Annotated in this window: 14 protein-coding genes; 9 read left to right on the forward strand and 5 right to left on the reverse strand. The window is 36.6% G+C overall.

What is annotated here, in order from left to right; genetic code table 11:
- Nucleotides 1-39: 39 nt before the first annotated feature.
- The 3 genes from JNG87_RS03575 to JNG87_RS03585 all read left to right on the forward strand — a co-directional run bounded on the left by JNG87_RS03575 (nucleotide 40) and on the right by JNG87_RS03585 (nucleotide 2,597).
- Entirely contained in the window at nucleotides 40-471 is a 432-nt protein-coding gene (locus tag JNG87_RS03575) for a hypothetical protein (protein WP_034691532.1), read from the forward strand.
- A 67-nt stretch (nucleotides 472-538) separates the two neighbouring features.
- Nucleotides 539-1,531, forward strand: coding sequence for an aspartate-semialdehyde dehydrogenase (locus JNG87_RS03580; RefSeq protein WP_062673335.1), 993 nt, complete (start codon nucleotides 539-541; stop codon nucleotides 1,529-1,531).
- A 58-nt stretch (nucleotides 1,532-1,589) separates the two neighbouring features.
- Nucleotides 1,590-2,597 carry a cation diffusion facilitator family transporter gene (locus JNG87_RS03585; RefSeq protein ID WP_202841739.1) on the forward strand — a complete coding sequence of 336 codons (1,008 nt, stop codon included), beginning with the start codon at nucleotides 1,590-1,592 and terminating at the stop codon, nucleotides 2,595-2,597.
- Between the two features lie 8 nt (nucleotides 2,598-2,605).
- Here JNG87_RS03585 and JNG87_RS03590 read toward each other — a convergent pair whose 3' ends face one another.
- The gene (locus tag JNG87_RS03590; protein WP_202841741.1) at nucleotides 2,606-3,052 is read right to left on the reverse strand and encodes an exosortase F system-associated membrane protein; all 447 of its coding nucleotides are present in this window, start codon (nucleotides 3,050-3,052) and stop codon (nucleotides 2,606-2,608) included.
- A complete protein-coding gene (gene xrtF / locus JNG87_RS03595) occupies nucleotides 3,039-3,569 on the reverse strand; it encodes an exosortase family protein XrtF (protein WP_202841743.1) in 531 nt (176 codons plus the stop codon). Before xrtF ends, JNG87_RS03590 begins: the two co-directional genes overlap by 14 nt.
- 227 nt (nucleotides 3,570-3,796) lie before the next feature.
- Between xrtF and JNG87_RS03600 the strand changes: the two genes are divergently transcribed.
- From JNG87_RS03600 to JNG87_RS03625, 6 genes are all read left to right on the forward strand, one after another.
- Nucleotides 3,797-4,816, forward strand: a complete 1,020-nt coding sequence (locus JNG87_RS03600; RefSeq protein ID WP_202841745.1) for an aminoglycoside phosphotransferase family protein — start codon at nucleotides 3,797-3,799, stop codon at nucleotides 4,814-4,816.
- Nucleotides 4,817-4,925: 109 nt separating this feature from the next.
- Nucleotides 4,926-5,333 carry an RNase adapter RapZ gene (locus tag JNG87_RS03605; protein WP_202841747.1) on the forward strand — a complete coding sequence of 136 codons (408 nt, stop codon included), beginning with the start codon at nucleotides 4,926-4,928 and terminating at the stop codon, nucleotides 5,331-5,333.
- A 92-nt stretch (nucleotides 5,334-5,425) separates the two neighbouring features.
- Complete coding sequence (locus JNG87_RS03610; RefSeq protein ID WP_202841749.1) at nucleotides 5,426-6,139, forward strand: NDP-sugar synthase; 714 nt, start codon at nucleotides 5,426-5,428, stop codon at nucleotides 6,137-6,139.
- Between the two features lie 8 nt (nucleotides 6,140-6,147).
- A complete protein-coding gene (locus tag JNG87_RS03615) occupies nucleotides 6,148-6,900 on the forward strand; it encodes a TIGR00730 family Rossman fold protein (protein WP_110008400.1) in 753 nt (250 codons plus the stop codon).
- A gap of 58 nt (nucleotides 6,901-6,958) precedes the next feature.
- On the forward strand, nucleotides 6,959-7,429 hold the full coding sequence (locus JNG87_RS03620) for a DUF6702 family protein (protein WP_227941116.1): 471 nt from the start codon (nucleotides 6,959-6,961) through the stop codon (nucleotides 7,427-7,429).
- Between the two features lie 276 nt (nucleotides 7,430-7,705).
- Nucleotides 7,706-8,257 (forward strand): inclusion body family protein, encoded by a 552-nt coding sequence (locus JNG87_RS03625; RefSeq protein ID WP_110008398.1) that lies wholly within the window; start codon nucleotides 7,706-7,708, stop codon nucleotides 8,255-8,257.
- A 60-nt stretch (nucleotides 8,258-8,317) separates the two neighbouring features.
- Here JNG87_RS03625 and JNG87_RS03630 read toward each other — a convergent pair whose 3' ends face one another.
- From JNG87_RS03630 to JNG87_RS03640, 3 genes are all read right to left on the reverse strand, one after another.
- Entirely contained in the window at nucleotides 8,318-8,815 is a 498-nt protein-coding gene (locus JNG87_RS03630; RefSeq protein ID WP_202841751.1) for a hypothetical protein, read from the reverse strand.
- A 142-nt stretch (nucleotides 8,816-8,957) separates the two neighbouring features.
- Nucleotides 8,958-10,382 (reverse strand): DUF5689 domain-containing protein, encoded by a 1,425-nt coding sequence (locus tag JNG87_RS03635; protein ID WP_202841752.1) that lies wholly within the window; start codon nucleotides 10,380-10,382, stop codon nucleotides 8,958-8,960.
- A gap of 26 nt (nucleotides 10,383-10,408) precedes the next feature.
- Nucleotides 10,409-13,285: a carboxypeptidase-like regulatory domain-containing protein gene (locus tag JNG87_RS03640; protein ID WP_202841753.1), complete on the reverse strand. Its 2,877-nt coding sequence runs from the start codon at nucleotides 13,283-13,285 to the stop codon at nucleotides 10,409-10,411.
- Nucleotides 13,286-13,414: the final 129 nt, after the last annotated feature.

A 13,414-nucleotide genomic window follows, 5' to 3' on the forward strand; every position in this document is an offset into this window, starting at 1 on the left:
CGGGATTTTTGTTATCTTTGTGTACAAAAAAATAGGATTATGGATTTTTACAACATTTTACTTAATGCCCACAAAGGATTCGGGTATCTTGAAATTCTTTTGGTAACATTATTTGTCATTGCACTTTTGGCTACCATGTTCGGTTTCAGTGGAAAAGTGAACAAATTTTTGAAGAAAACAACGCTTTTCACAATGATTTTCTTCCACGTTCAGTTTTTATTGGGAATCATTATGCTGATCACCACGTTCAGCAAAGGATTAAATATGGGAGAAGTAATGAAAAATGCGGCATTGAGATTCCAATATGTTGAACATCCATTCTCTATGCTTATTGCGGCAGTTTTGATGACGATTGTCAACAAAAAAGTAAAATCCAATGATACTATTTCTTTAGGAGTAGTAATTATGGGATTGATTGCAGTAGGTTTATTTGCATTTGCATTCCCTTGGACAAGAGTCTTCGGGGCTTAAAACAGACAAAAAAATTATATGCGTTATAATTTATAAATAGTTTAATCTTAAATTTTTAATTAAATCAATGAAAGTAGCTGTAGTAGGTTCAACAGGAATGGTTGGACAAGTTATGCTTAAAGTTTTGGAGGAGAGAAACTTCCCTGTAACAGAATTAATTCCGGTAGCATCCGAAAGATCTGTAGGCAAGAAGGTGAAGTATAAACAGAAGGAATTTACCATCGTAAGCATGAAGGACGCTATAGCTGCCAAACCGGATATTGCTATTTTCTCTGCAGGTGGATCTACTTCGCTTGAATTCGCTCCTCTGTTTGCAGAAGCAGGAACAACAGTAATTGATAATTCTTCTGCCTGGAGAATGGATCCTGATAAAAAATTAGTCGTTCCTGAAATCAATGCTGATGTTTTAACAAAAGAAGATAAAATCATCGCAAATCCGAATTGTTCTACCATTCAATTGGTAATGGTTCTTGGGCCATTGAACAAAAAATATGATTTAAAAAGAGTAATCGTTTCTACTTACCAGTCTGTAACAGGAACAGGTAAAGCTGCTGTAGACCAGTTAAACGGTGAAATAAGTGGAGATGAAACTACTGAAAAAGTATATCCTTATCAGATCTTCAAAAATGCATTACCACACTGTGATGTATTTGCTGATGATGATTACACAAAAGAAGAGATCAAACTGATGAAGGAGCCTAAGAAGATTTTAGGAGACGATACCTTTAACTTAACAGCAACTGCTGTAAGAGTTCCGGTTCAGGGAGGACATTCTGAAAGTGTAAACATCGAATTCGAAAATGAATTCGAACTGGATGAAGTAAGAAAAATCTTATCTGAAACTCCTGGTGTCATTGTAATGGATGATGTGAAAAACAACCACTACCCGATGCCTCTTTATTCAGAAGGAAAAGACGAAGTTTTCGTTGGAAGGATCAGAAGAGATCTGTCACAGCCTAAAACGCTCAACCTCTGGATCGTTGCAGACAATCTGAGGAAAGGAGCAGCAACAAACGCTGTACAAATTGCAGAATACCTGGTAGCAAACAACTTAGTATAAACTAACAAAATAAAAAAGAGTCTCAGAATTGAGATTCTTTTTTTTATCAAACACTTATATGAACACCCAGAAAAGTACCCACAAAGAGAAAATAGGATTTCAAAAGCTTATTGCCACATTTGGAATCATCCTTTTTATCGGAAAGATCATTGCCTGGAAACTGACTAATTCTGATGCTGTTTTTTCTGATGCCATGGAAAGCATCGTTAATGTCATCAGTGCATTTATGGGATTATATTCACTTCATTTAGCGGCTAAACCTAAAGATGAAGACCATCCTTATGGCCATGGGAAAGTAGAATTTGTAACTTCGGGTATAGAGGGCGCCCTTATCGCTATTGCCGGTGTTATGATCATTTATGAAGGGATTCATAGTCTTATTGTAGGGAAAACGCTAAGCAAAATTGATCTTGGGATCTGGATTATTGCTGCCACAGCAGTTATTAATTATCTGCTGGGATATATCTCTATTAAAAAAGGAGAAAGAGAAAATTCTCTGGTTCTTATTTCATCCGGAAAGCATCTTCAGTCCGATACCATTACAACTCTCGGAGTAGTTGCCAGTTTAATTATTGTTTACTTCACCAAAATCTATTGGCTGGATTCTGTAGTAGCATTAAGTTTTGGGCTTTACATCATATTCGTAGGCTATAAAATCGTTCGAAAATCTCTGAGTGGCATTATGGATGAACAGGATCCTGAAATATTAAATCAGGTGATTAAAATCCTTGAAGAAAACAGACAAACAGAATGGATTGATGTGCACAATATGAAAATCCAGCAATTCGGTTCCTCCTTACATATTGATGCCCATATTACCCTGCCGTGGTATTATGACCTTCGTGATGCTCATGATGAAATGGAAAAAGTAATTATTCTCCTTGCCAAAAACATTAAACGTACGATTGAATTCAATTTTCATATGGATGACTGTAAACCAATTTCATGCCCGGTATGCCAGATCAAGGACTGCCCTGTCCGCGAAAAAGATTTCGTCAAACGTGTAGAATGGACTCCGGAAAATGTAACGAGTGTCGATAAACACACAATTATTGAGGAAGAATAAAATTCAGATTAGCTTTTCCTGCTTTCTTTACTGATCATCTGTTTTCTGTAATAAAACATCGGAACAATCAGCAGTATAATTAATGGCTGAATCACGAATCTCCTCATATAAAAGGAAAAAAGATATCCTATTTCAAATTTACTATGAATGCAATACAGATAAATCGGTAATGTAATGACAAAGACGACAATCATCATCACTGCTCCCTGTATTGTCCAGTCTTTATTTCTGAATAAGCCGTAAATAATCAGACAGGAAAAAAAAAGATTTAAAATAAACCTGAAAACATGACCAGCAATCAGTCTTCCCCATTCGAAGGCAGGGAATTCAATATGTTTATTGGCTTCGTGAAAGTAGTCTAAAAAAGGGTCATAAAAAAGAGTTCCTTCCAAAGCTCTTACTCCTATCAATCCGCATACGCCTGCGATCACCAGAAACCAGCTAAGAATTTTCATGTTTTAAGGCAAAAAATTTAATCCAGATCAGCCAAAGGACAACTACACTTCCATAAATAATAGCAGGAAAAATAAAATCGTGAAACATCTTTCCATATTCCTTATGGTCGGACATCACGATATTTAACCCTACTATTCTCAAAAGGTTTATCATGTATAATAACACTAGTCCTGCTCCCACAAAAACAAAAGTTTTCATTCCCTTATAAAAGGCAAAAACAAAAGATACAAATAAAATGATGACAGAAACGGCATTGCACCCTTCCACCATTCTCGTCACATAATTCTGTTTAACATAAAACCAAACCTGCTCGTTCTTTACATCGTCATAAAGTTCTGTAGGATAACCTATCGCGTTCTGCAGAGAAGTTACCTGACTGGCAATCATTCTTGAAAAAGAATCCAATCCGGAGTCTTTCCCACTATTCAGATAAAACTGATAGGCAAAAAGCAACACCAGGTAGATAACAATAAAACGCAATAAAATACCTAAAACAGGTTTAAAGTCTTTCAGCATACTACAAAGATAAAAATTAGCCTGTAATATCCTGAATTTGAATAAAGAAAGTTAAAAACCAAAAGTAAAAAACAACCAATTTAACCTATAAGGCTTAAAATTTTTCATAAAAACATTCAATAAAATCAAAATTCTACACTACCATTCTCATGCTCTTCCACCTTCTTAATCACTTCTTTACACTATAATTTCCAACTCACGTTAATTTAGTATATTTGTTCCATATTATGACTTCTGAAAACGCAAAACGATTTTTTGAAAACCATTTAGGTAAAAAATCTTCCGAATTCGTCACATTAGCTCAAAGCGGATCCGCGAGGGTCAATTTTCTGGCCGCTGCCGGTACCGAGAAATACATTATCACGTACAATGAAAATATCCCGGAAAATGAAAGTTTTCTTTACTATTCCCAGGTATTCTCAGATCTGAGCCTTAATACTCCTTCCATCCTTGCTGTTTCAGAGGACAGAAAGATGTATATCCAGGAATTTTTGGGGCAGCAAACTCTTTCTGAGGTAATTGCAAAAGATCACTTGTCTCCCACTGTACAATCTTTGGTTAAGCAGACCTTAGAAAAGCTTTACCAACTGCAGATGCAGACGCAAGGTAAAATCGACTTTTCCAGAACCTTTGAATATGAAAGCTATGATGAGCTTCCTGTGATTCATGATTTGTATTATTTTAAAAATTTTGTCGCCGATTTTCTGGAGCTTGAATACAACAAGTCGACTCTCCTTAAAGAGTTCAAAAAAATTGCTGTACTTATTGAAAATCTTGAACCTAAAGGAATTATGATCCGCGATTTTCAGGCAAGAAATATCATGGTGAATGAAAGAAATGAGGTCTCTTTCATCGATTACCAATCGGCAATGAAAGGTCCGTTGACGTATGATGTCATCTCTTTTCTTTTTCAGGCTAAAGCTAATTTCCCGGACGATTTTAAACAGGAAATGCTGCAATATTATATTGAGCAGTTTGAAGATCCTGAAACAAAGGTTCAGTTAAGAAATGCAGTGATGCCTGTACAAATGATGCGATTTCTGCAAGTTTTGGGAGCCTACGGATTCCGGGGGCTGATCCAGAGGAAACAGCATTTCATAGCCAGTCTGGAGCAAGGAATTCAGAATATTACTCAATTTGCAGATTCATGGCAACAGATGAACAACTACCCGGAACTGCAGAAAGTAATTCAGCAACTGACATCAGAGAAGGCAAAGCAAAAAATTGAAGAAATAATAAATAAATAAGCCTTTGGCTCCGCTCAGACTGACAAGATTGAAAATATTTGATCAAAGTACAAAGCGACTTCAACATTACTAAATAAGCCTTAATGGTTTAAAAAAGATAAAAAAGAATATGCTACACATCGAGATACACAGTTTTTCATACAAAAAAGGAGGAATCCCTAAAGACAATTCAGGCAATGGCGGAGGGTTCGCTTTCGACTGCCGTGGAATTTTAAATCCGGGAAGAGTTGAAGAATATAAAATCCAGACCGGAAATGACATAGGAGTTCAGGAATATCTGGAAACAAAAACGGAAATGCCAAAGTTTTTAGAACTGGTAAAATCTCTCGTTTCCATCAATATTGATAATTATTTAGAAAGAGGCTTTGAACATCTGCAGATTAATTTCGGATGCACAGGCGGACAGCACAGATCGGTATATTGTGCCATAAAAATTGCAGAATTTATCAAAGAAAAATATCCTGAAGGTACTGAAATCACCCTTCAACACGATGAACAACCGCAACTGAATAAATAAACGATAAGTGATCATTGATAAATGATTTAATTTCATTTATTGATGATACAAAGTATTATCATTCATCAATTACCATTTATCAATTATAAAAAATGAAAGCTCTAATTTTCGCAGCAGGGAAAGGTACCAGATTGAAACCTTTTACAGATCACCATCCGAAAGCTTTGGCAAAAGTGAATGAAGTTCCGCTTCTCGAAAGAAATATTAATTACCTTAAAAGCTTCGGAATAAAGGATTTTGTTATCAACATTCATCATTTCGGAGAACAAATTGTTGATTTCCTGAATAAAAACAATAATTTTGGATGCAAGATTGAAATCTCCGATGAGACCAGCGAACTGCTGGAAACGGGTGGCGGCTTGATATTTGCAAGAAAATTTCTTGATCACGGAGAAGATTTTTTAATCATGAACGCTGATATTCTCACCGACCTGAATATCAATGCTCTGGTGGAATACCACAAAAAGATAAAAGATTTTGCTACTTTAGCGGTTTCGGACAGAGAAAGTTCGAGAAAACTCCTTTTCAATGATGATATGGTTTTGAGAGGCTGGCTCAATGTGCAAACCGGAGAACAAAGGCTGGCTGAATTCAATAAAGGCTTTAAGGCCCTTGCTTTCAGTGGAATTCATTGTATCAATCCTGTCATCTTTGAAAAAATAAAAAGAACAGGCAAATTCTCTGTTATGGAAGAATATCTGGATCTGATGCAAACCGAGCACATACATGGTTTTGTACATGACAGCATTCTTATTGACGTTGGAAGACCATCATCCGTAATAGAAGCCGAAAAACACTTTAAATAAATTTTGCAATGGAAATTGATGAAACCAGAGATGAAAGCTTAATAAATCCGGAACTTGATATTAACGAAACAAAACTACATAACAGTTTCAGACAGAAAACCTGGGATGAAACAATCACCAAGGACAGCTGGATGGTCTTTAAGGTCATGGCTGAGTTTGTAGACGGCTATGAAAAACTGGCTAAAATCGGCCCATGTGTTTCTATATTTGGTTCTGCCCGACTGAAGCCGGAGAACAAATATTATGAAATGGCTGTAGATATTGCTGAAAAGATTACCAAGCTAGGTTTCGGAATCATTACCGGAGGCGGCCCGGGGATCATGGAAGCGGGGAATAAAGGAGCTTTTAATGCCAAAGGAAAATCTATAGGACTTAATATTGATCTGCCTTTTGAACAACATTTCAATCCTTATATCAATAAATCTTATTCCATGAATTTTGATTACTTTTTCGTGAGAAAAGTAATGTTTGTAAAATACTCTCAGGGATTCGTAGTAATGCCTGGAGGATTCGGAACGCTGGATGAACTCACGGAAGCGATGACACTGATTCAGACCAATAAAATTGGAAAATTTCCAATCGTTTTAGTGGGAAGCGAATTCTGGGGAGGATTACTGGATTGGTTTAAGGCAACTCTGTTAAAAGAAGGAATGATTGCCGAAGATGATCTTGAACTTTATCGTGTGGTAGATACTGCTGATGAGGCTGTAGCACATATTAAAGCTTTTTATGACAAATATTCTGTGAATGTAAATTTTTAATTGGCATATTATTTGTGACTTATAACGAACAACTATGATTGTAAATCTATTAATTAAGATGAAAAAACTTTTATATATATCAGGAATTTTAACATTTTTTGTGTTAATGAGTTTTATGTATGTAGACTTTTTCTCTTCAATGACCAAAGTGGACTATATTGATGGAAGCAAGACATTGAAGTTTACCACAAAAATGAATACAAGCCATATCTCTGACGCTATTAAAATCAACCCTAATACGGCAGGATTTGAAGCAGAGGTAAAAAAATATGTGAACAATAATTTTGATGTATTTGTCAATGGCTCTCCTAAAACGATTACCTTCACAGGAAGTCAGGTCAGCGGAGAAACTGTATGGGTATATTTTGAAACCGGAGGTGTTTCGGATATCAATACCTTAAAGATTAAAAATACGATCCTTTTAAGCGCTTTTCCTAAGCAGATCAACATTGTCAACATTGCCTATAAAGGCAGCCAGAAAACAATGAATTTTCAGAGAGGAAAAGAAGTGAACGAGGTTTCTTTTTAAACGAAAATTAGATTTAACCATTATAAAATGGGTACCCTGGAAAGTCAAATTTTTCAGGGTATTTTTTTGGGCTGACAAAAAATCACTACAAAGAGATTAATTAAGTACAAATACCTAATCAAAAATTTCAGCATTTCCACTCTACTATTTTCATTTTCAGCAATGTACATTTGTATTGTAATTACAACCAGGAAAGTGAAGCCGGATTCACTTAAATAACGGGGCGGAATCTGAAAAGCCAGACGAGTAAGAAACACCAGACAAAAACTAAATATCATGGAAGATATAGAACTAAAATCATCCAGTCAGGAAATTGATGTCCTGATCGTTATTGACACAGATTATGTAAGATCTACTTATCCAAATCCAAGTAAGGATCCTAATAATCCTACAGGAATTGATCATAACAGCCAGCATATGATCGTTTCAAATGCCAACGCTATTTCCGGACAGGGCACAGCTGATCTGAACTTCAGTGCGAGAGCCGGAGATATAGTTTCTTTCAGAGGAACATCAATCTATCAAAATTCTGATGATGCTGTGATCATCTACAATATTAAATACTGGTCCGGTGATCAGGTTTTTAACAGCTTTATGTACAATTCTGTTGAAAGAAGACAGGCTGCGGTACCTAATTTAAATTCTCAAAACGGTCTTCCTGCCGCCAGCGCTGATATTACTTTTGCGAGTATCGATTCTAAAGTAAAAGCTACAGGAACAGAGAATTTCTATGTACAGTTTGGACTTTATATTTTAGATCCGAATGACAGTAACAAACAGATTCTGTACGGTTACTTTTACTGGGATCCAACGATTACGGTTAAATAAAAGAAAATAAAAAAACCACTGCATCCAGATAGACTTCAGTGGTTTTTGCTTTTTAATATCTCAAAATCCCGTAGACCATAAAAGAATATCAAGGTCTAACTCACTTATATTAAAATCATTCTGATGATCTTTAAAACCAGGCTTGTCTTTCAGTTCTTCAATAGCTTTTTCTGCTTTTTTTAAAGATGAAAATACTCCGATATATCTTTCGTCATCCAGAAAAGTATGTATTGTATAATAATGGCTGACACTGAAAACCGTATTTAAGCCTAATTCTTTTATTGAAATACAGTTGGCATCTATGTCGTCACCTTTTTCAATGTAGTCACGTCCAATTTCACCAATGACCTCCAGAAATCCTTCATTCCAATGTATCTTATCCAGAATATAACAATCGGTAACAAATGATTCGGGATAATCTCTAAATCCAGGTAGAACAATTGCTTTGGCTTTCAACTTTTCTAAGTTTTCAATACTATTAGAAAATCCAAGAAATTTAGTATCTGTATGAGATTCATCGGTGTAAGTATGATTTAATGCATAAATGAAATATTCCATCTTAATATAGTTTCTGTTTTTTAGAGATAAAAGTATTAAATCCTTAATTGATTTAATATCCACTATTAAAATAAAATCGGGCAGCTTGAAAGCTGCCCGATTTTTATAAAGTGTGTATTAGAATATATTTTATCCTAATGAATTACTCGATTTTGATATTATCAATCTGAAGATCATACACACCGTCTTTTCCTGTTTTAAGGGCAAACATTGGTTTTCCAGCGGTAGTATTAAGATCGGTAAGGCCTGTAAGCGTAAGCTCAATCAGTCTCCATTGTCCGTTCGTGTTGATCGATCCGTTATATGAATTCGTACTTTCCGGGCTTAAAGTAGCACCTGTAGAGAATGTTGCTAAATTGAATGTATAGAAAGCAGAGGTATTAGGAGCCAACGGTGTTGCTCTGTATACGTTGAAAGAAAGTGATTTTCCTGATGCGGTCCCTTTAATATACATTGTAATTCTCTTCGGAGCTGCTGGTATTCCTGATGCCGCATTCGCTGTAAATACATAGTCATTGTTACCAGGTGTACCTTTAATCTGAAGGGAGTTTGTATCATTATATCCCAAACCAATACCTTGAGATGCATAAGAGATAAGCCCAAAGCTATTTAAACTTGACAGGAAAGATGGCCAGTTCTCGAAATCAGAGCTCGGGAAAAGATTGACAGCATTAGCAGATGGAAGTTCCGGCTGACCTGGAGTGAATCTGGCATTCGGGAAGTTAATATCATTAAGATCTCTTATATAAGCCTGATCTGTGAAAACCGTTGCGTTATTTGAGCTTGTAAAACGGCTCAGAAGAAGAACGATATCACCACTTTTTTCATATTTAGGAGAGATAGGAGATTTCGCAAACGTTGAATAGTTGCTGAAACGAAGATCTAATCTACCTGCTTTTTTATCCGTAATATAACGATCACCTGTTGCAGATTCGTCAGCAAAATTTTTGGTCAGTTCAGGCTCTTCAAACTGAACATTTTTAATTTTTACAAGCTGATTGATATGAGCACCGTTTTTCAAAGCATCAGAGATAGAGTTGAACTCTAATGGCTTCATTGCAGCTACTACAGGCTTTTGTCCATCACAAACTCTTGCCATGTAATTGGATAGTTTATTAGGGTTGATTCTTCCAATAGGATAGTTAGGGTCATAAGAACCTACTTTAATGTTTCCATTAACTCCCTGAACGATCAATCCTTTCAGGTTGATTCTTACTAAAGCTCCAATAGGATAATCAAGATACTGATTTCCCCCATCGATATCAATTTCAATCCCTTGTGTCGGGTTTTCAGGTTTATCCTGAAGAAACATCATTTTGTAAAGATTTGAAGACTCATCACTTGAAGAGACATAAGCTTCCACGATGAAATCTTCCTTAATGATGTCGGCTTCTCCTGGTTTTGCCTTTGCAATAGTTACAATTTCTGATAACGGGTGATTAGCTGCAGCAAATTTGTTGGTACATTTGATTTCCGGTACCTCATAATCATCAGTTTTTACACAAGACGAGAATGCCAGCATTGAAATAGCACTAAAGATCGCCGCTTTAAAATATATATTTTTCATTGTTTTCGATTTTTAATTTTAGTTTTTTAGAATCTGAATTGAAGATTAACAAAATAAGATCTACCCTGATTATACCAATACTTTGGAGCGAATACCATATTTCCGCTGTCGTAATCATTTGCATAATCAATATAGTTAACGTTTCTGGTCTGCTCAAATCCTCCTGTAATATAATTTCTGTTATTAAGGATGTTATTAACCGATGCAGACACCAATACATAATACTTACCAATCATCCAGGACTTCCCTGCATTGACATTGAAGAAGAATGCTGAAGGAAGCTTTGTAGGTGTAAGAACTCTTGCAAGTTCTTCATCAGTTACCTGATCATAAGGAACTCCAGGTGTGTTAGGATTGGTATAGAATCTTGCGGTTCTGGTTACCGGAGACGGATCAAGGAATGAATGCCCGAAATAGTTCCATGTTGCTCCTAACCACCAGTATTTAGGGCTACTGTAACGAAGACCTAGTGTATATGCCTCCTGAGGAGTTCCACCCTGTCTGTAATTTTTAAGCGTTGCTTCGCCCATATTGGTATAAGATCTTGATACGATATTTCCGTTCCCGTCAAGCTCTCTGAACGTTCCAACAGCATCAGATGCAAAATAAACGGTAGGATTATTAGTATAAGTGTATTGTCCTAAGCTTAATAAACCACTTGCCGTTAAAGTAGGCGTCACTTTTACCTGTGCACCCAGTTCAATCCCCATATTTCTCTTATTGGCTCCTGCCAGTACCTGCGTAATGAAAGCACCATCCTGAACCGGAGCCTGATCACCACTCTCAGTAAGGTTTGTCAGTTTAACTCCCTGTGCGAAATATCTTTGTACACTTGTTTCGTTTTGGGTGTTAACAAGATAACCGGTCAATCTAAGTTTAACAATCGGAGTAGAGATTACATAGCTCAGGTCATTGGCATCAACAACAACATTTTTGATCCCAGGAGTGGTAACACCACTTACTCTTGTATTAAAGTAAATATCATTCAGGAAAGGAGACTGCGAGAAGTAAGCTCCGTTATAAACCAGGAAGTTTCTTCCATTGATTTTATAGGTAACCTGACCTTTAACGCCTGCATTCCAGAAATTCTGATCTGCACCTTTACCATAAGAAGACTCATACAGATAGTGTTGGAACAATCCTTCTCTGCTGTTTGTCGTGTAACCGAATAATCCCGAGATGAAAACATCAAATTTTCCTGTGGAGAATTTGAAAGCGGGGTTTATTTTGAATTCCTGTCTTCTGAAAATATAGCTGTACCCGATTTTATCCCCCTCTCTTTTGGCAACATCAGTATCGCTTTCTCTTGTATTGAATTTTCCCCAAACACTTCCTGCAGTGGTGTTGGATGCAAATGGATCCATATTCAGGGCAAAATCAGCACCCAGAAGGTCATTTACTTCTCTGTACTGCTCAGATCTGTAATTCTGATAAGATAAATTTAAAATAAAACGGGAAGTATCGGTGAAGTTATAGGTATAGTGCGTAGACACATTCCATACTTTATCGTCTTTTACATCATCAACGAGATAATAAGCTGCTCTTCGTCCCCCTAATAACGCATTGTATTCTACGTTTCGGTTGGCATTATAAAGATTATCCCAGTTGATCTGTGTGTGTGACTGATCATCATTCGTCCACCAGTCTCTTGTGATTCCGATATTGGCAGCCTGCTCAGGAGACGGATTTGTATAGTTTAACCAATAACTTGGTAGATTACGGTAATACGTTGGAGACGGGTTGTTGGCTCTGTACCAGTCCAGTCTTGAACTGTATTCTTTCCCAAACTGGTAAGAAACAGATGTCCATAGCTGAGAGTTTTTATTAATTTTCCAGAAATCCTGTAATTGAATCATCGGCTGGAAACCTCTTTTCACTCTTTCATTTCTTTTATCTCCGTTTTGCCATCCCCAATACGAGTTGTAATGAACACCTCTGAAATCATATACTTCCTGAGTACTTGGACTTGAAGAGCTTCTTGCATATTTGGACCCAATGGCATTTAAAGTCATGGTATGGCTATCACTGAATTTTTTTTCAATACCAAGATATCCACTGTATGCATCATAAGCAGTACCATCCTGGATCCCTTCCTGTGCCCATCTTCTGGCAATCATTCCGGTAAATGCCCATCCGTTCTTGTTCATTCCGGAAGAGAATCTGTAAGATAGTCTGTTCCTGTAATTTCTGTTGGTCAGAGAGTATGTCAACTGACTTCCTTTTCTGTATTCGCTGGCTTTTGTATTCTTATAAAATACTCCGGTAGTTCCTCCGAAAGCATATTCTGAAGGGGCATGATTAGCTGCAATTTCCGGGTAACGGGTAATTTCGTTCAATCCTCCCCAGGTGCTGAAGTCTACATCTCCATTATCTGCAGCGGCCATAGAAACTCCATTGATCATATTTTCACCTGTTCTGCTGTCAATTCCTCTTGGACGGAACCAGTAGGGACCTAAATCAAAACTTGCCATTCTGTTGAAAACATCCTGAGATGACTGTAATAGCCCCACAGTTGCAGTCTGCTGTGCACCACCGCTATCGCTTTCCCCAGAATCTTCTATGATAGCCAACCCCTGATCTGCACCATTTAATGCAGAATAAAGAGTAATTACTCCAAGATCTTTTCTTTTCTCATCACTGGTTACGTCAAATTCAAAAATTTTAGTTTCAAAATTGGGTTTTGTAACCATAATCTGATAATGTCCGGGCATCAAATCCGTAAATTGGAAATATCCGATTTTGTCTGCCTTTGCATCATTTCCTGCTCCTTTTAAATCTACACTTGCCTGCTCAACGGGCTTGCCTTCCGCATCCTTAAGATACGCAAACACTGTTGTCTGCGCATAATAATATGACGCAGGCAGCAAGGTAAATAAAGAGATCAATGATAATTTTTTAATCATGAGTATATTTATTTTTTTAATACTTTTATTGTTAATTTTCAACAGTTTAAAAGTTGGGGGCACAAATTTAAACAAATTTTGCAATCCAGAACTTTTTTAACGTATTTTTTTCTTAACATTGCAATCTTT

The organism is Chryseobacterium cucumeris, assembly GCF_016775705.1.
Classification (GTDB): domain Bacteria; phylum Bacteroidota; class Bacteroidia; order Flavobacteriales; family Weeksellaceae; genus Chryseobacterium; species Chryseobacterium cupriresistens.

Bases quoted from the DNA above. Each gene is read 5' to 3' on its own strand.
- JNG87_RS03585 (WP_202841739.1), top strand. From the start codon at position 1,590: ATGAACACCCAGAAAAGTACCCACAAAGAGAAAATAGGATTTCAAAAG.
- JNG87_RS03625 (WP_110008398.1), top strand. From the start codon at position 7,706: ATGGAAGATATAGAACTAAAATCATCCAGTCAGGAAATTGATGTCCTG.
- JNG87_RS03580 (WP_062673335.1), top strand. From the start codon at position 539: ATGAAAGTAGCTGTAGTAGGTTCAACAGGAATGGTTGGACAAGTTATG.
- JNG87_RS03615 (WP_110008400.1), top strand. From the start codon at position 6,148: ATGGAAATTGATGAAACCAGAGATGAAAGCTTAATAAATCCGGAACTT.
- JNG87_RS03605 (WP_202841747.1), top strand. From the start codon at position 4,926: ATGCTACACATCGAGATACACAGTTTTTCATACAAAAAAGGAGGAATC.
- JNG87_RS03630 (WP_202841751.1), bottom strand. From the start codon at position 8,815: ATGGAATATTTCATTTATGCATTAAATCATACTTACACCGATGAATCT.
- JNG87_RS03635 (WP_202841752.1), bottom strand. From the start codon at position 10,382: ATGAAAAATATATATTTTAAAGCGGCGATCTTTAGTGCTATTTCAATG.
- JNG87_RS03575 (WP_034691532.1), top strand. From the start codon at position 40: ATGGATTTTTACAACATTTTACTTAATGCCCACAAAGGATTCGGGTAT.
- xrtF (WP_202841743.1), bottom strand. From the start codon at position 3,569: ATGCTGAAAGACTTTAAACCTGTTTTAGGTATTTTATTGCGTTTTATT.
- JNG87_RS03620 (WP_227941116.1), top strand. From the start codon at position 6,959: ATGAAAAAACTTTTATATATATCAGGAATTTTAACATTTTTTGTGTTA.
- JNG87_RS03600 (WP_202841745.1), top strand. From the start codon at position 3,797: ATGACTTCTGAAAACGCAAAACGATTTTTTGAAAACCATTTAGGTAAA.
- JNG87_RS03610 (WP_202841749.1), top strand. From the start codon at position 5,426: ATGAAAGCTCTAATTTTCGCAGCAGGGAAAGGTACCAGATTGAAACCT.
- JNG87_RS03590 (WP_202841741.1), bottom strand. From the start codon at position 3,052: ATGAAAATTCTTAGCTGGTTTCTGGTGATCGCAGGCGTATGCGGATTG.
- JNG87_RS03640 (WP_202841753.1), bottom strand. From the start codon at position 13,285: ATGATTAAAAAATTATCATTGATCTCTTTATTTACCTTGCTGCCTGCG.